15 protein-coding genes are annotated in these 18,397 nt (G+C 34.4%); 1 reads left to right on the top strand and 14 read right to left on the bottom strand.

The window, feature by feature from the left end; translation table 11 throughout:
* Positions 1-11 precede the first annotated feature (11 nt).
* The 7 genes from AC1Q5Z_RS15565 to AC1Q5Z_RS15535 all read right to left on the bottom strand — a co-directional run bounded on the left by AC1Q5Z_RS15565 (position 12) and on the right by AC1Q5Z_RS15535 (position 5,008).
* The gene (locus tag AC1Q5Z_RS15565; protein WP_492445809.1) at positions 12-701 is read right to left on the bottom strand and encodes an urease accessory protein UreF; all 690 of its coding nucleotides are present in this window, start codon (positions 699-701) and stop codon (positions 12-14) included.
* Position 702: 1 nt separating this feature from the next.
* On the bottom strand, positions 703-1,206 hold the full coding sequence (gene ureE / locus AC1Q5Z_RS15560) for an urease accessory protein UreE (protein ID WP_492445785.1): 504 nt from the start codon (positions 1,204-1,206) through the stop codon (positions 703-705).
* Complete coding sequence (locus AC1Q5Z_RS15555) at positions 1,206-1,793, bottom strand: hypothetical protein (protein WP_492445783.1); 588 nt, start codon at positions 1,791-1,793, stop codon at positions 1,206-1,208. Before AC1Q5Z_RS15555 ends, ureE begins: the two co-directional genes overlap by 1 nt.
* A 78-nt stretch (positions 1,794-1,871) precedes the next feature.
* Complete coding sequence (gene ureC / locus AC1Q5Z_RS15550) at positions 1,872-3,593, bottom strand: urease subunit alpha (RefSeq protein ID WP_492445781.1); 1,722 nt, start codon at positions 3,591-3,593, stop codon at positions 1,872-1,874.
* A complete protein-coding gene (gene ureB, locus AC1Q5Z_RS15545; RefSeq protein WP_492445780.1) occupies positions 3,590-3,961 on the bottom strand; it encodes an urease subunit beta in 372 nt (123 codons plus the stop codon). The genes ureC and ureB overlap by 4 nt, the downstream gene beginning before the upstream one ends.
* Positions 3,962-3,979: 18 nt before the next feature.
* On the bottom strand, positions 3,980-4,282 hold the full coding sequence (gene ureA / locus AC1Q5Z_RS15540) for an urease subunit gamma (protein WP_111376010.1): 303 nt from the start codon (positions 4,280-4,282) through the stop codon (positions 3,980-3,982).
* A 336-nt stretch (positions 4,283-4,618) separates the two neighbouring features.
* On the bottom strand, positions 4,619-5,008 hold the full coding sequence (locus tag AC1Q5Z_RS15535; RefSeq protein WP_343586970.1) for a hypothetical protein: 390 nt from the start codon (positions 5,006-5,008) through the stop codon (positions 4,619-4,621).
* 599 nt (positions 5,009-5,607) lie between these two features.
* Between AC1Q5Z_RS15535 and AC1Q5Z_RS15530 the strand changes: the two genes are divergently transcribed.
* Complete coding sequence (locus AC1Q5Z_RS15530; RefSeq protein WP_492445777.1) at positions 5,608-6,201, top strand: NAD(P)-binding domain-containing protein; 594 nt, start codon at positions 5,608-5,610, stop codon at positions 6,199-6,201.
* A gap of 77 nt (positions 6,202-6,278) precedes the next feature.
* Here the strand turns inward: AC1Q5Z_RS15530 and AC1Q5Z_RS15525 are convergent, their stop codons facing one another.
* The 7 genes from AC1Q5Z_RS15525 to AC1Q5Z_RS15495 form a co-directional block, all read right to left on the bottom strand.
* Entirely contained in the window at positions 6,279-6,935 is a 657-nt protein-coding gene (locus tag AC1Q5Z_RS15525; protein WP_488754675.1) for an outer membrane beta-barrel protein, read from the bottom strand.
* Between the two features lie 386 nt (positions 6,936-7,321).
* Positions 7,322-9,760, bottom strand: coding sequence for a DUF4982 domain-containing protein (locus AC1Q5Z_RS15520; RefSeq protein WP_492445775.1), 2,439 nt, complete (start codon positions 9,758-9,760; stop codon positions 7,322-7,324).
* Between the two features lie 80 nt (positions 9,761-9,840).
* A complete protein-coding gene (locus tag AC1Q5Z_RS15515) occupies positions 9,841-10,872 on the bottom strand; it encodes a glycoside hydrolase family 53 protein (protein ID WP_492445773.1) in 1,032 nt (343 codons plus the stop codon).
* Between the two features lie 3 nt (positions 10,873-10,875).
* Positions 10,876-11,973 (bottom strand): glycoside hydrolase family 53 protein, encoded by a 1,098-nt coding sequence (locus tag AC1Q5Z_RS15510; RefSeq protein ID WP_343586984.1) that lies wholly within the window; start codon positions 11,971-11,973, stop codon positions 10,876-10,878.
* A 92-nt stretch (positions 11,974-12,065) separates the two neighbouring features.
* Positions 12,066-13,133, bottom strand: a complete 1,068-nt coding sequence (locus tag AC1Q5Z_RS15505; RefSeq protein WP_198857251.1) for a SusE domain-containing protein — start codon at positions 13,131-13,133, stop codon at positions 12,066-12,068.
* A gap of 26 nt (positions 13,134-13,159) precedes the next feature.
* Entirely contained in the window at positions 13,160-14,767 is a 1,608-nt protein-coding gene (locus AC1Q5Z_RS15500) for a RagB/SusD family nutrient uptake outer membrane protein (RefSeq protein WP_492445771.1), read from the bottom strand.
* Between the two features lie 10 nt (positions 14,768-14,777).
* Positions 14,778-17,720 (bottom strand): SusC/RagA family TonB-linked outer membrane protein, encoded by a 2,943-nt coding sequence (locus AC1Q5Z_RS15495; RefSeq protein ID WP_492445769.1) that lies wholly within the window; start codon positions 17,718-17,720, stop codon positions 14,778-14,780.
* Positions 17,721-18,397: the final 677 nt, after the last annotated feature.

Here is an 18,397-nt window from a genome sequence, read left to right as displayed (position 1 = left end):
TTTCTCTATTTCTACGACATGTATAATCTTGAATAAAGTCTCTCATGCTGCATACATCGAATATCAAAAGCGATGCTACAAAGACCTACAAGTTCTCTGTCGATTGTTAAGGTTTCTTTTGCTAATTTTTTAATCAGCGGTTGTAATTCGAACAAAACATCTTGTCCATCTAATTGTCCTAGAGGTACAAGCTTTACCGAATTGGTAATCATTCCGATAGCGGCATTGTAATAGAATGCGAATAAAGCTTCATCTAACGGAATTTCTAATAACTGTGCGTACAATCCAAAAGCAATACAATAATGTGCCGTTGCTTCTTTATTGGCAATTGCACGTTCATAATTGCTAATGAGATCAAAGGCTTTCTGTCTTCGAAAAATCTTAATTAGTCGAATTCCCAACTTCTGACTTGCCTCACGGATTTCCCGCGGACTCTTTAATGCACTGCATTCTTGATCTAATTTTATTATCGTCTCTAAATCATTTTCTGCGGCAGCGACATAAGCTAATTTTAAGAAAGATGCATCATTATACTTAATGTTATACATTAACATGTTTGACACAAACTCTTTTGCAGAAGCCACAGAATTTACTGCTTCATCCTGAACGTAAGTTTCCAATCCATTAGAGTGTGTATATCCTCCAATTGGCAAAGTTGGATCTGCAAGATGGAGAAGGCTTCCTAAATAAGTGTTTTCTATATTAGTCATTTGAAGAAGCCATATTTAGGATTTTTGTAAAAAGAGACGAATTTCCGTGACCATGAGGCGCTACATTTGATTTTAGCAAATGCAAGAGCTTTATCTCCTGTTTTTCGGGTTTGTAACCACTCGCTTCAAGCCATCTGAACATTGGCATTTCAAAAGGCATCATGATCTGATCATTTTGAATGAATAATGGAAGATGTTTGTTTCCAATTTCATAGCAAATGGTTCCCATTTCTAATAAAGACGAAGGTGTCATTACAATCGCTTCACAAGGTTTAATATTTACAACAATCGCTTTTTTATCATCTTGAAAAAGAATGTCATCTTGATTCAATCGTTGTCCTTCCTGAATAAACTTAATCGCAATTTCAACTCCTGAATTTGTTCGCTTGCGCTGAATTCTCTTAGTAGTTTCAAACCACTCAATTTCGAGAAGATCGATCTCAAGACCTTCAATTGAATGTGTTTTTGTATTACCTATTGTCTGTTGTATAATCATTATTTCGATTTTTTAAGGGAAATGTTTTTTGAAACTCCTAATCCGAATGTTGATCCATTTATTCCGGCAACAAATGTTCGATTACTCGTTTTATTTGCATCATTTCCTGTAGTATTTTCATATGATAATTCACAGAATTTGGCTTTTAGTGCCCATCCATGACCAAGAAGTACGGCTACAATTGGATAGATTCTTCCTAGATAACCATTATAGCTATAAGACCCTGGAGTATTCATAAGCGTATTTCCCCATACATAATGTGCGTCTGCCTGAGCGATGATGGCAAAATGATCTCCAATATTCCAAGAGTCACTGTAAAAAGGACCAATTTCATGTTTAGAATCGGTAAGATTTCCTGCTGCGTTTTTCTCTTGATCAAAAGCAAAATTCATCCCTGCAACAACGTGATCATTAAAAAAATATCCTACTCCGATTGGATTTGCACCAAAACTGCTACCCGTATTATTATTGTCTCTATAGGTTAAAGAACCATAAAGCATTAAAGATCCTTTCTGTGCATGAACCGTTGTTAAAGACGTACATACTAAGAGAAGAATTAAACCCAAATTAATTTTCCAACTATTCATAAATTCTTTTTTGTTTTTATCTAATCTTACTGCAACAAGATAAATTGCCGCAGTAAGAAGTAGAATAACAGTTATTAATTAAAACAAGTAGTATAATTGTGCTAATGGAAGTTTATCCACAGGTTCGCAAGTGATTTTTTCTCCATCGATTGTCACGGTATAGTTTTCAGCATTTACCATAATTTCTGGAGTTGCGTTGTTATGAATCATATCAGCCTTGCCAATGTTTCTGCAGTTTGAAACTGCTAACAATTTCTTTTCCAAACCATATTCTTCGGCAATATTATTGTCGATACCAGCTTGAGAAACAAAGGTGAAAACCGTTTTGGTCAATGCTTTTCCGTACGTTCCAAACATATTACGCATAATGATAGGCTGCGGTGTTGGAATAGAAGCATTAGCATCCCCCATTTTGCTTGCGGCAATAAAACCTCCTTTTACGATAATTTCTGGCTTCACTCCAAATAATGAAGGTTTCCAAATTACCAAGTCAGCAATTTTGCCTGCTTCTATTGACCCAACATAATTAGAAATTCCGTGTGCAATTGCAGGATTGATTGTATATTTAGACACATATCTTTTTGCGCGATAGTTGTCGTTTTTGTTTGCTCCATCTTCAGCCAAATATCCTTTCTGTTTCTTCATCTTATCGGCTGTTTGCCATGTACGAGTAATTACCTCTCCTACACGTCCCATAGCTTGAGAATCAGAACTCATGATACTGAAAACTCCCATATCTTGAAGCACATCTTCTGCCGCAATAGTTTCAGGGCGAATACGTGAATCTGCAAAAGCCACATCTTCTGGGATTTTTGGACTTAAGTGATGACAAACCATTAACATATCCAAATGTTCATCGATAGTATTTGTTGTATACGGTCTCGTTGGGTTTGTAGATGCTGGCAATACATTTGGATACATTGCCGCCTTGATAATATCTGGTGCGTGACCTCCACCTGCTCCTTCGGTGTGGAAAGTATGGATAACACGTCCTGCGATAGCATTCATAGTATCTTCAAGAAATCCTGCTTCGTTAAGCGTATCGGTGTGAATTGCTACTTGTACATCATACTTGTCTGCTGCTTTTAGAGAAGCATCTATCACGGCAGGAGTTGCTCCCCAATCTTCATGGATTTTTACTCCCAATGCTCCTGCTTCAATTTGTTCTTCAATTGGCGCTCCTGTAGCCACATTTCCTTTTCCGAAGAAACCAACATTTACAGGAAATGCTTCTGCTGCTTGCAACATTCTTTTAATGTTATGTTTTCCCGGTGTTACAGTTGTTGCATTTGTTCCGTCAGCAGGGCCAGTTCCACCACCAATCATGGTAGTAACTCCACTATACAAAGCTGTTTCTATTTGAGTAGGGCTGATAAAGTGTATATGCGTATCAATTCCCCCAGCCGTCACGATATATCCATGTCCACCGTGAACTTCTGTTGAAGCTCCGATAATCATACCAGGAGTGATATTGTCCATAGTATCTGGATTTCCCGCTCTACCAACACCAACAATTTTTCCATCTTTAATACCAATATCCCCTTTTACAATTCCCCAGTGGTCAATAATTGTAGCACCAGTAATTACAAAATCGAGAACACCTTCATCACGCAAAGCAGTTGAAGATTGACACATCCCGTCTCTAACAGTTTTTCCTCCTCCAAATTTTGCTTCATCTCCGTAAGAGCAAAAATCTTTTTCAATTTCTATAATAAGATTTGTATCTCCTAAACGTATTTGATCTCCTACTGTTGGACCAAAAATACTTGTATAATTTTTTCTAGTTACTTCTAAACTCATGATTTCACATTTTTAAATTCGCCTTCTTTTAAACGTTCTAATGCAACAGCTTTGTTATGCGGAGATAAGTCTCCATCTACTAAGTTGTTGTGTCCAAAAAGTCGCTGGTTTCCGCCAAACTGAGTCAATTCAACTTCTTTCTCTTCTCCTGGCTCAAATCTCACTGCTGTACTGGCAATAATGTTTAATCGCATTCCGAATGCTTTTTCTCTGTCAAAGGACATCATTCTATTCACTTCAAAAAAGTGAAAATGTGAACCTACCTGGATTGGTCTGTCTCCAGTATTGGTAACTTTTATATTTAACGTTTCACGGCTATCATTACAAATAATAGGACTGTCTTTTAATATAATTTCTCCTGGAATCATCGCTAATATTTTTTAAGTTTATCGCACAGGATTGTGCACTGTTACTAATTTGGTACCATCAGGAAATGTTGCTTCAATCTGTATATCATGAATCATTTCTGCAACGCCCTCCATTACATCTTCTTTACGAAGCAGTGTCGCGCCGTACTGCATCAATTCGGCTACTGTTTTGCCGTCTCGTGCACGCTCCATCAGTTCACTGCTGATAAGAGCAATCGTTTCAGGATAATTTAATTTTAAGCCACGGGCTTTTCTTTTTTGAGCTAGTTCGCCAGCTGCATGCAGCATTAGCTTCTCAACTTCTCTTGGTGTTAAGTGCATAATAAAATATTTTGGGTTATGAATATAGAGACCCGCATAACTGATCTCTTTTTTTAGATCAATAATGATTTCTTTAGATGGATAAAAATGGATTAAAGTCATGGCAATAACTGCCATTTCAAATAGGATTCTACTTGGACAAATCTAGTGGTATCTTTTTTTAGGAGGATCTGCGCCTGTCTTATTTGCTGCAAAATGTAATGACTGCTTGTGGGATTAAGTGTCTTTTCATTTTTGTGTTAAAATATAGGCATGCTTTTCCTCTCATGATAAAAATCTGTGCTTTACCATGAATATAACGTGCTAAATTTTAATTAAGCAGCTAGTAAGAAAGAGTTAAATGTGGATTTTCAGGCTATGAAATAGGATATTTCGTGACATATTTCTAAAAGGAATTATGTTTCGTTCACATAATCCCTGACTGTTCAATTTTATATTTTCTATATAAACAAAACAGTCATCCTTTAAATTCTTGAAATTTAAATTAAACGGAGAAGCAGGCAAAGAACTGCTGTATTTTTCCGTTTCAGAAGTATTCTCCAGTAAAACAAATTTTAGCTCATCAGAATCTGAAAGCGCTTTATTTACAATAATCTTATTTGGAGTTACTGTTTTTACTGATTCAGTCGCTGTATCATTGTATGCTTTCTTTACAATGCAATTGCTATAACTATTAGAAATAGTTAAGAGGCAAATTTGTAAGAATAAAATGTAAGCTAACTTCATCGAGAAGATTTCAATTATTAGAGAATTGTTCCTTATAGACGCAAAATTAGTGGAGTTAAAACACAATTGAGTAGCACAAATCTTGACTTTTCTTTTCCAAAATTGCAGATAAGAGAATTTTAACACGATTTTCACATGTTTGATCTAACTTATGAAACTCTTCGTAACATTGCGTCATTCCTAATCCCAAATGTTTACTATTTAGAATATCGCATGGATAACTAGATATTTTGTATTCTAAATTCTAAATCTTGTGCTTATTTTTTAAGAAATTTCCGTAAATTTAACTTTTAGAAGCGACACTTAATTAGTCAAATACTTAAACCAAAGGCATGTCTTCATTTTTTAGTATTCACTTTTATTCGAACTTAATACTTTGAAAATGAAAAATTTAAAAGAAAAACAGATCAGAAAGTTTAGGCATATTAATGGAGATTTAGAACAATCCTGATGATTCATCAATTCAGTTGGCTAAAAAAACAGATAATGCAAGACAAAATCTAAAAACAGGTAAAAATACCTTACTGTAAATCAGAATCTTACCATATCTTTAATCTAACCTTCTGAATTGGCAACAATACAGAAAAAATCAAAAAAGTATGAAAATAGGAATCATTGGCATTGGAAGCCTGACGTTAGAACTGGCTCAAAGAGCAACATCTACTGGCTATGAAGTACTCATAAATCATCCTCGTGGCAATTCATTAATTCAAGAAACAGTAAATCAAACCATAAAAGGTGCAAAACTTGTTTCATTGGAGGAAGCTGCTTCAACTGATATCACTATACTTTTTGTTCCGAGAGAAAGTCTAGAACATACTATTAGCAAGTTGCCAGATATGTCTGGAAAAATCATACTGCATACGAGCGGACTTATTTTTAATCCAAAACTTTTGGTGTCTAGTGTTACCAGCTCTCTTACTTACCAAATCACCGCTTCACTCCTTCCTGATGCTAATGTGGTAAAACTATTTAATCCTGTCGTGCTAAATCAAAGAAAAACGGCTCTTTTGACCGAAAAGAAAGATGATATTTATTTCGCTGGCGAAAATGAGCTATCAAAAAACAAAATCAAAACTTTTTTAAATAATTTAGAATTTCAGCCTATCGATCTTTCTGTAAAGCTGAAACTTCAATCTGCTTTAATCAAAGAAAACAATACTTTAATAAATCACTGGCATAAGCTCTCATAGTACATTATATAATCATCACAATAAAAAAGCCTGAGAATGCTCAGGCTTTTTTATTAGCAATTTTATCGTGACAATTACTATTTACTGAAATCGTAGCTAAGTACAGCACCAAGTCCAAATTGAAATGTCGAAGCATAATCTGTAACTGCTACTGGCCCCCAATAATAGTCCCAATAGTAATCATATCCAACAGCTGCCGACATTGATTGCAGATATGCATGAAGATTAACAGATAATGGTGAACTCGTTTTTACTTTTACACCTGCTTTAATTTCCCACGCAAAATATGTTCCGCTGCCGCTCCTTGGCGTTTCAAGAATTGCGACCCCTGCGCCCGCACCAAGAAATGGAAGAGCTTTTTGTGAACTTGAACCAAAATAATACGTGTAATCTGCTAGAATGTAATTAATAGCTCCCTTATCGTCGCCAGCATTAAGTTGAGTTCCTGCAGGAATAGTGTTACCGCCATTAGTTAAAGTAACTTTTGTATATAAAGGCATTCTTGAATCTAGTCTATTATATTTTAATTCTATTGAGGCATTATCCATTATAAAATATTCTAAACCTATACCATATTCAAAACCATCTTCTACTCGTGCATAAGAGGAATCAAAATCTACCTTATCCGAAAAGGTATAGCCTCCATATAAATTAAGCAAAAATGACTGAGCGCTTTGTGCTGACATCGCCAGTGACAAGAAAAAAACAACAATTAATAAATGATACTTTTTCATAATTTTTAATTTAGATTCATAATAAGTGATTTATTTTTTCCGAGCCTTTATCTTAATTAAAATATTTCTGTTTTTTATGGCTTCGGTTGTACAGAGGAAAAAAACGCATTATAAAATTTATGATTAATTTGACTGGGCCAAAGTTATCTCACAAAAACATTTTACCATAAATAAATGCAGGTAATCATGTTGCAAATTATAAAATGAAACCATTTTCTTATTCTCTATATATCAACTGGTTAACTAAAAAATAAAAAAAATTACCTGTTTTTTGCTAAATTAAATTTCACTCTATACACATAAAAAAAGCCACAAATGAATTTGTGGCTTTTTTTATGTGTGACATGGTGCTTAATTTGGTTTACTAAAAAATATATTATTTGTTATTAAAGTTCTGCCTTTAAGTTAATTTTTCCTGTTTGTAGTCCATTTCCTTTTACTTCTAACTGAATCTTGCCTGCTGTTTTGATTGATTTAACAAGTACAACAAGTTTACCACTGAAAAGCTTCATATGATTCTCATGAAATATTTCTAAAGATGTTGCAGCACCATTACATGCAGCTCGATAAGTTGCAGCACCAGTTACTTTAAATTGCAGTTCATTATCTGCTGTAGGACATGGAATTCCGTTTTTATCTACTACCGAAACCGTTACAAAAGATATATCCTCGCCATCCGCTTTAATCGTTTTTTGATCTGCATCAAGAACAATTTTATAAGGATCTCCCGCAGTTTTAATTGTGCTTTCTGCAGCTATTTTACCATTTGAATCGAATGCAACAACTTTTACAGTTCCAGGCTCATATTTAACATCATTCCACATCAAACGGTAACGGTTTTGAGGAGTTGCATTATTCTTTTTCTGAATTCCCATACTTTTTCCGTTTACAAAAAGTTCTGCACTGTCATAATTTGTATAAACGAAAACTGGAGTAATTTCTCCTTCTCTACCTTTCCAATTCCAATGTGGCAATATGTGGAGCGTGTTATCTTTAGTATTCCATCTGCTTCTATAAAGATAAAAACGATCTTTTGGCAATCCTGCCAAATCAGAAATTCCGAAATAAGAACTTCTTGAGGGCCATTTTTCATCGTAAGGTGTAGGTTCTCCTAAATAATCAAATCCTGTCCAAACAAACTCTCCAATAACCCATGGTTTGTCGTCTTGAAGCACAAAATCATCATCAGGTACATTTGACCAACTGCAAGCTTCTAAATCATAAGACGAACATTGCAAGTCATCATATTGTTTGTTTTTTTCTTGTACAACAGGAAATTTATAAATTCCTCTTGAACTTACTGTAGAAGCTGTTTCTGAACCTAAAATGAATCCCTGCGGAAATGCTTTATAAGCTTCTTCGTAAAGATGAACTCTATAATTTAATCCCGGAATATCCAAAAGAGATCCAAAACCAGAAGCCATAGTTTGCTTTACTTGATCCATTCCAACTGTAACAGGACGTGTTGGATCTTCTCTATGAAAAACATCTTGTAAAAATTTAGCTCTGGTTAGACCTTCTGCCCCGTATTGATCTGGAACTTCGTTTCCTGAACTCCACATTACGATACAAGGATGATTACGTGTAGCTCTAACTAAATTTACAATATCTTTTTCTGCATATTCTTCAAAAAAACGATGATATCCGTTTTCTACTTTTGGCTTTGCCCATTCGTCAAAACTTTCTGCAAGAAACATAAAACCCATTTCATCAGCCAATTCTAATTGCTCGAAAGAAGGCATATTATGAGAACTTCTTATCGCGTTACATCCTAAATCTTTAAGAATCGTTAACTGTCTTTTAAGTGCTGCTTTATTAACAGCCACACCAAGCGGCCCTAAATCATGATGTAGACAAACTCCTTTAAATTTCGTCACTTTACCATTAAGACTAAATCCTTTGTTAGATTCGTATTTAATATAGCGAATACCAAATTTTATATTTTGCTCATCTTTTAAGCTACCATCAGCTGCAAATAATTTGGTTACTGCGGTATATAAATAAGGTGTTTCGGGACTCCATAAATGAGGATTGCCAACTGAAATTGTTTGGTGAAATTTTCCATCTTCCGTTTCTGTGCTTTTTTGTGTTGCTACAACCTTATTCTTTGCATCCTTTATTTCAGTTACCATTGAAACATTGCTGCCATGAAACTCTGCTTTAATATCAACAATAGCATTATTATCTTTCGTATCTGGAGTCGTTATAAAAGTTCCCCACTGCGCAAAACTCTCATCCTCTTTTACAACAATACTAACTTTTCTGTAAAGGCCAGCCCCAGGATACCATCTTGAAGAAAAAGGTTCGTTAGTTAATTTTACAGCCAATACATTTTCTGAACCTGCAATAAGATCATTAGTAATATCAATAAAAAAGTAACTATATCCATACCCCCAGTTTGCTATTTTTTTTCCATTTAAAAAAACTTGAGGCTCGCTCATTGCTCCTTCAAAAACAAGAAGCGCTTTTTTTCCTTTTCTGAATTCTGGAATAGAAAATATATTACGATACCAACCCGTTCCTATATGTGGCAATGATCCCGTTCTTCCTGTTTTTTCAGTTGCTTCTTTTTCTCCATTTTGTTCAATAATTCCAGTCTGAATGTCCCATTTTTTATCAAAAGGTCCATAAATAGCCCAATCATGAGGCACACTAACTTTTTCCCATTTAGACGCGTCATAATCTGTCGAAAAAGCATCCCCTTTTACTTCTTTAGAAAAACGCCAGTTGTCCTTTAAAATAACAGTAGTTGATTGTGACATCATTTTTTCTTGCGAAAAAACGAGTAGAAATAAGAATAATGTTGATTTAAAAATTAGTTTCATTTTTCTATCTATTCTCTTACCATTAAGCAATTAAACCTAAAAGGCTTAAATTGCTTAATCGTAAAATTTTAATTATTTATTTAATTTTTGAAAGCATCCAATGCAGATGATGGTTTTCCGTCTGGCAACCAAGCGTTTAGTTGATATCCACTCCAACTTTTTTCTCCTTGTGGTTCCCAATAAATAACGCCTAAACCTTTATTATTAGGTACACTTTTTACAGCTTTTATAGTAGCTTCAAGCATTTCTCTGGTGTTTTCTTCTAATGTATAATCTCCTCCAACTTCAACTACCATAACATCTTTGTTGTAACGAGAAGCCATGTCTTTTAGGTTATTTTCTAAATCTGAAATATTTTCTTTATAATCGGTTTTTAGCCAAAACGGATAATACGATAGACCAATTACATCATATTTTACATTATTCTCGGTTGCTTTATCAAAAAACCATCTAAATTTTTCGTTTTTATTTCCTTCATCCAAATGAACAATTACCTTCATTTTCGGATCGACAGCTTTTGTCGCTTCGTATCCTTTATTAAGCAATTGTGCCAATTGACTAAAGTTGTCTGTGCTTCCTTCTGGCCAAAGCATACCTCCTGGTATTTCATTTCCAACCTGAACCCATTCTGGAGTTACGCTAGCTTTTTTAAGCATTTTTAAAACATCATAAGTATGCTGATAAACATCTGTCAACAATTCTGGAAAAGAGTGTTTTGCCCATGCGGCAGGTTTATTTTGTTTTCCAGGATCTGCCCATGAATCGCTGTAATGAAAATCGATCATGATACGCATTCCCATTTTCTTTGCGCGCACAGCCATAACAACCGTTTCTTCTGGACTACAGTGTCCACTAGCTTTATCATCATTTGGATTAACCCAAACGCGCAGCCTGATTGTGTTTATTCCGCGTTCTTTTAGTAACTGCAGACAGTCTTTTTGAGAACCGTCTGCATCATAAAATTTATAGCCTGTTGCTTCCATTTGCGGAAGCCAGCCTACATCTGCTCCTTTCGAAAAAGAATCTTTTTCACTTGCCATTTTAGACTTACATGAAGAAAATAAAAGAGCAGTGGTAATTAAAAAAGAAATAATTTTAAGTGATTTTTTCATATGTTAGTCTTTACTGAAGGCTTGCATTACTGATAAAGCATTATTATCAAAACTATACAAGGCTTGATTTTCGAATGTAGAACCTGTTGTTGATTGTGGCCCTTTAAAAGCAACCCATTCGCCGCCCCAATAGGCAAATCCTTGTCCAAATTCTGATGTTTTTACGATATTTTTAATATCTGTTACAAAAGTTCTTTGTCCCGCAGGAGTTGCTGGATAACCTGGCACCAACTGATCGCTTGTTCCAACAATATTATTTGTCTGATCATTATGCAGTAAAGTAAAAGGATAAGCTGTTTCTGCTATCAGAACTTTTTTGCTGAATTTTTTCCCTAAACTATCAATGGTGTTTTTTACTACATTCAAATCTTTTCCGTGCCAAACAGGATAATACGATAATCCAATATAATCGTAATCAATGCTTTTCATTTTATTGAAGAACCAATCTGTCGCACCGCCATCAACACCTGCATAATGAATCATTATTTTTGTGTTTGGAGCTTTACTTCGAATCGTTGCACTTGCAGCGCTTAATAAAGCTAAACATTGTTCTTCGTTATTAATTAAATGTCCTTGTGGCCATAATAATCCGCTATTGATTTCATTTCCAATTTGAATAATATCTGGATTTATTTCTGAAACTATAGTTGCTGTATAATCGGAAACAGCCTTTTTTAAATCGGTAAAGGATAAATTTTTCCATTCTTCAGGAGTTGTCTGCATACCTGGATCTGCCCAGTCATCAGAATAATGAACGGTAAGCCAAACTCTTAAACCAGCTTGTCTTGCTTTTTGAGCCAATTGTTTTACTTCGCTTAAACCAGAACGCCCATTTACAGGATTTTTCCATAAACGAATTCTAACGGTATTGCAACCGGCATTTTTTAATGTTGTAAGCATTCCTTCTGCTTTGCCGTTGCTGTAGAATTTAGTTCCTAAAGATTCCATTTGAGGAAGAAAAGAAACGTCTGATGCTCTAATAAAAGTGTCACTTGCATCTGGCGGATTAACAATTTCTGTATCTGCAGAATCATTATTTGAGCACGAGATTTGAAATGCAAGTACCGCAAGTAATCCAAAAATCTTTATATGTTTTTTCATGATATGAATTGTAATTAGTGAAGTTTTGATTTTAAAGTAAGAAGAAGCCTCGAAGCATGCTTATTGAGGCTTCTCTTATTTTTCAATTCAACTTATGGAATTGTTATGAACATATAACGACCATCTAAGTCATTGAACCAGATTTCATATTTTCCTGCTTCAACAAAAATGTCTCCACCGTTATCTCCCCAGCTAACATCCCAGCTATTGTTTGCTTTGAACTTCATTTTTCCTGCTTTCAACGTTTGGGTAACTTTCCAGATATGTCCATCAAAATCAGATTTCACTAAAGGAACTTCAGTATCCCAACCAGTATCATCACCTGTTAAGACAGATCCTGTCAAACCAATCGTAGCATACGTTGTCATTGGTCCTGTATATGGAGTAATTTTGTATGTCAATTCTTCTAGATTAATTTCAAAACTATAATAACCTGCAGCTGCCGTTGGAAACACACCTGGATCAGCATCGCTTTCTGTTGCTCTGTATTGTACTGCAGCACCATTTGTTCCATACATTGGAGCCCAGAAGCCAATTTGCTCAATTAGTTTAAAGCCATCTGCATTAAAATATCCTGTATAATATTGTTTTGCGTTTTCTTTAGGATCTCTAAAAATTGGCATATTGTTGTTATCTACACTCCATCCTGCGGCAGTACCAGGACCTACTAAGAACAAATTAACTTTAGGAAATTCACCTCTATAAGGAGTCACTGCAATGGTAATTGGAGTAGAAAGTTTTGGTTCTGAAAGAGTTGTTCCAACAGTCGATTTAATTCTAATATCTATTGTTCCTTCAGTATCAGCAGTAAGTCCAAGTGCTAAAGCTTTTGCATTAAGTTCTGCTACTGTAATAGTTGCGTGAGTAGTTGTAGAAGTTGTAATATCTACCGGTGCAGCAAATTCAGTATTGCTTGCCGCAAATTGTACTGTATAAGTAACAATTGTTGGAGTTCCGTAACTTACTTTTTCCCAAGTTAAAGTAAGCGCAGTATTATTTGGCGTTTCTTTATTTAGAATAATAGAAGAACCATTTTCTGGAGTTATAAGCCCAAAAGCTGCTTCTTGAGGTTCTAAAATCATTAAATTTTCTTCGTTTTCACAAGACCAAAATCCTGTAAGCAATACTACAGCTATAAATATTTTATATATAAGTTTCATTTTGTATATCGTTTAAGTTAAAAAAATTAGTAACCCGTGTTTTGAGTTAAATTTCTATTTGCTCCCAATGATCCTTCTGGAATTGGAAAAACACTCATGTAAGTAGGAATAGCAATTCCTTTTGAAGAATTTCCTTTCCAAGCCCAATTGTAAGACCCTCCAGTATATTTTCCAAAACGGATTAAATCTTGTCTTCGGTGAGCTTCCCAATGCAATTCACGTGCTCTTTCATCAATAAGAAAATCAAGCGTTAATTCGCTTAAAGTAATGTTTCCAACGGTCGAATTCGAATTGGCTCTCTGTCTTAAAGCGTTTACATAATTTAAAGCCTGAATCGTTGTTCCGTTTCCTCCTCTTAAAGTAGCTTCTGCGTACATTAAATAAACATCGGCTAATCTAAATAATGGAAAATCAGTATCTGCATAAGTCGAACTGCTGCCGTTAACTCCTGTTGAAGTTTTATTAGAAAATTTAGATAATATATAACCTTGCGTTTTTACTCCAATATCATCAATATCAATAGATCTTTGTTTTGATGGATCGCCCTGAACACCTTTTCCTATTGTATTTCTGGTATCTTGACTAAATTTTGAACCATCAAACTTTTGAACAAACTCTTTTCTAATTCTAAGCGCTCCTGTCCAGCCGCCAATTCCAAAATCAGCACCATTATTTTCCCAAGCACCAATCTGTCCGTTTGTTAAAACAGTTGTTGCTCCCCAGTTTTGAGAAACTGCTCCGTCTGACTGAATTCCGAAAATAATTTCCTGAGAAGTATTATTGTCTGCCTTGAAATTGTCAAGATATTTTGGTTTTAAAGTATAACCACTCTCTATAATTGCGTTACACATTGCAATACAGTCATCAAAACGATTGGCCTGAATATAAACTTGTGCATTCAAATATATTTTAGCCAAAATCATTCGTGCCATAGATTGATCTACTCTACCATATTCATTTGTTCTTGCTGCTTTTAAATCGGGCAAAACTGCTTTTAATTCAGATTCTACATATTCAAACAATTGCTTTCTGTTAAACTCTGGTCCTGCAAAATTTACAGGATCATTTTCAGTATACATAGGTGCTTTTCCAAATAAATCCATCATGTTATAATAAGCATATGCTCTTAACACACGAACTTCTTGACGGTAAAGTGCAATATCAGTCAAAGTTGCAGCATCTGTAATGCCTCTTGAGCTTAATTTTTCTGGTGTGCTCTGACGCAAAAATTCATTTGCATAGGCAACAGAAACCATCGTTCTACTAAACATTCCTAAAATAATAGGATTTGCAGCTGTCCAGATATTGCGTTGTAACTCTGCTGTTCCAGCGTCATTTTCGTAACTCCAAACCAATTCGTCGGTAGTTAATTCCTGCATGTACAATAAACATCTTGTAAACTGGCTTGTTCCTGCATCTACACCTTCAAGCGAAGAATTATCTGGTCCAAGCACTCCTGTTAAAGTTAGATTTCCATACACTCCTGCAAATGCTTTTTTGTATCCGTCAGGTGTAGAAAACAATACATCAGAAGAAAGAACGTCGTCGTCTTTTGAAACTACATTCAAATCATCTGTACATGACTGAAAAATCAAAGTCAATGCAACGATTGCTGTTACTATATATTTTTTCATGATTTCGTTATTAAAATTTAAGATTAAGACCAAACAAAATTGATCGCTGTCTTGGATAAATCGTTTTATCTACACCATTATTTGTAATTTCAGGATCTAAACCGCTGTATTTTGTTAGTACAAAAACATTCTGCATTCCTGTAGAAACTCTTAATGTAGCTTTACTGTTTAGCCAGTTACTTAATGTATATCCTAACGTAATGTTGTCTAATTTTAAAAATGAAGCGTTCTCAATATAAAGATCTGATAACACAACATTTGACGTTGTGTGAAAATTAGTTTCTAAAACTTGAGATGGAATATTACTTAAAACTCCACCGTTTTCCATCGCATCATATTGCGCTCTACTTGCATCTACCGCGTTAAAAATTCGATTACCAATACTTGCTCTTAAATTGAATGAAAAGTCAAACTTTTTGTAATTCATGTTAGAAGCAAATCCTAATGTAAAATCTGGATCTGGGTTGTTATAGATGTATTTATCTGAATCATTTTTAATATTATCTCCATTCAAATCAGCAAAAGCTCCTTCGATTGGTTTTCCTTCGTTGTTGTATAATTGTTTGTATACATAAAAAGAATATGGAGTATAGCCTTCTCTAAAAATTTGTCCTGGAGTTCCAGTTCCTGCAATATTATCCCCTAAAAAGATATCAGTTCCGTTAACCAGATTTTTAATTCTTCTTTCAAATTTTGAAATATTGAAGTTCATATTCCAATTAAAATCTTCTGTTTTAATGGCATTCGCATTAACCGTAAACTCAACACCTTTTGTTGTAAAACTTCCAACGTTTTGATACACACGGTTAGAAAAATTACTACCGTCAGATATTGCTGCATTTACTAATAAATCTTTAGATTCTTTGTAATAAACATCAAGACCAGCAGAAATGCGATTATTTAAAAACCCGAAATCAAGACCAGCATTGTAAGAAGAAGTTTCTTCCCATTTCAAATTGTTTGTTCTTTTTGAAGGAAGTGCAACCGGCACAGGACTATCACCAAAATAGTATTCAGAGTTTCCGCTTCCCACTTGGTATTTTTGCAAATATCCGTTTGGCTCAGGAATATCCTGTTGACCTGTAATTCCGTAACTTAATCTTAATTTCAAGTCTGATAAGGTTGTACTGTCTTTAAAGAAATCTTCTTTGATTTTCCATGCAAAGGCTGCTGAAGGGAAATTACCCCAACGATTAGCTTCTTCAAATCTTGACGAACCATCTCTTCTGTATGATAGTGTCAATAAATATTTGTCTCTAAAGTTTAAATTTGTTCTAGCAAAAAATCCTATTAAGACAACATCTGTATCTAGAGTAGTTTCAGGAAATGTTGACGGTAAATCTGGATTTAAAATATTACCCGTTTCAAATTTTGAACTTTGAAATTTTTGATACGAATAACCACCAGTCAATTCAAAATTTAAGGCATTAAAAGTTTTATTATAAACTAAATAACCGTCTAATAATTTGTTTTTTCTGGTTGCTTCTGTATATTCATCTGTTCCGTATGGAATGTTGTTGTTTGAAGGAGCAGAACCAGCATCAGCGCCAACCAATCTTCTTCTCTCTCCATTCGATTCATCATATCCAACATTTACAACGGCTCTTAAAGCAGGGAAAAAGTGGAATTTATAATCAATTTCAAAATTTCCAAAAATTCTGTCGTTTGTTCCTCTATCATTTGTGTTCAGCAATTGCGAAACAGGATTTCTTGCTGCTGTCGAAACTAACGGATAATTTCCATTAGAATCAACTCCTGTAGTATATTCAAAATAGCCTCCATAAGGCGCACCTTCAACTTTTATAGGCTGTGTTGGATCAAAACCAATAGCTGCTCCTTCAACAGCATCTGTAAATCTGTTTTTTTCGTCTGTATAATTAGCCGAAAGTCTCATTTTTAAATGATTGTCAAGAAACGTTGGGTTCATCACTAAACCAACCGTATTTCTTTTAAAATTATTAGTTAAACGCAATCCCTGCTGATCGGTATTTCCTAAAGTTAAACTTGTCGGAATAATATTGAACAAATTTCCTCTAACAGCCAAACTTTGATCGATTGTCCCTGTGTTTCTATAAATTGCTTTTTGCCAATCTGTATTTGCAGTTCCTAATTTATTTAGATCATCGCTTCTTCTATCTGCAATAACACTTCTAAATTCGTCTGCGCTAAAAACATCAACAGTTTTAGTCAATGTACCTGTTGCATATTGCACATTATAGTCTACAGATAATGTTTTGCTTCCTTTCTTAGTCGTTATGATGATAACACCATTAGAAGCTCTTGAACCATAGATCGCAGATGCTGATGCATCTTTTAAAACCGTAATAGATTCTACCGTTGCAGGGTTTAATGATGCTAAAAAAGAAGAGGATCCTGTATTTGTCGTATTATCAAGAGGCAATCCGTCGATAACAATAAGTGGATCATTACTCGCAAAAAGCGAACTCCCTCCACGAATTCTAATTTGAGAACTAGAACCTGGTGCTCCAGTTGAATTTACGGTTAAACCAGCAACTCTTCCGCTAAATAGATTTTCTGTTGTAATATTATTTCCTTTATTAAAGTCTTTTGTAGAAAGAGCAGTCACGGTTCCTGTTGCATCTTTCTTTTTGACGCTTCCGTAACCTACTTGAACAACTACTTCTTTCAGTTGATTAGTATCTTCTTCAAGATATACACTTATGTTTTTTTGCGTGCCAACTGCAATGGTTTGAGTGACATAACCCGTAAATGAAAACACCAATTTACTATCTGATTTTACACCAGACAATTGAAATTTTCCGTCAAAATCTGTAGAGGCACTAATATTGGCCCCAGCTACTTTTATGTTTACTCCTGGTATGGGCTGCTTGGATCCATTTTCCAGAACTACACCGCTTATTGTGCTTTGAGCAAACACACAAAAAGGAAGCAAGAGTAATAAAAGTAAAAGTTTGGATTTAATTCTTTTCATGCTTTTTAATTGGTTTGGTTTTAAGTTAGTTTTATTAATTAATGTCCCTACAAAAATATTGTAGGGATAAAACTCATAAAAAAGCAAAGCTTATTCTTTTAATATCTGTTTTTAGGGTATCGTCTATTAAAATTATAAACTGCTTTTAAATAAGTTTTTCTTAATAGAATGAGAAAAGGTTTCTCCGATAAATCTTAATTGGAATGTTGGTCATGTTTAAGTTTTTTTGGTTAAGATAATTTAGTTAAGTTTTTTACTGACTCGCTTTGAACAAAAATTAAAAAGTCTTATTCAAACGTTATAGCTTATCAGCTCACATTGCAAATTAAGGATACAGGGAGTTTTTAAGACGGGGAAAAATTCATTTATAAAAGGGGACAATTTCGTAAAAGCTCATCTAGAACATAGAATAAAAACATATTTTCTAATTTTTAGCGCCAAAAAAAACGATTAAAAAAATAATTAGCCTTATAAACTCATTTTCAATAATCGCATAAATTGTAATTTTTTAAACCACTATTCTTAAAACAATACCGCATATTTTAATCTATAAAATAGAAGAAAAAGACAAAAATAGCGACTGGTACATTTCAATTAAAAAACAAATGTTACTTCTACACATTATACAATAAATTATTACTTTCGCAAAGCATACAGATTTAACATTTATTGAAACA

The organism is Flavobacterium sp. GW823-FHT06G12 (assembly GCF_058794775.1).
The sequence above is the reverse complement of the archived record's forward strand: the minus strand, read 5'-3'. Positions and strand labels throughout refer to the sequence as shown.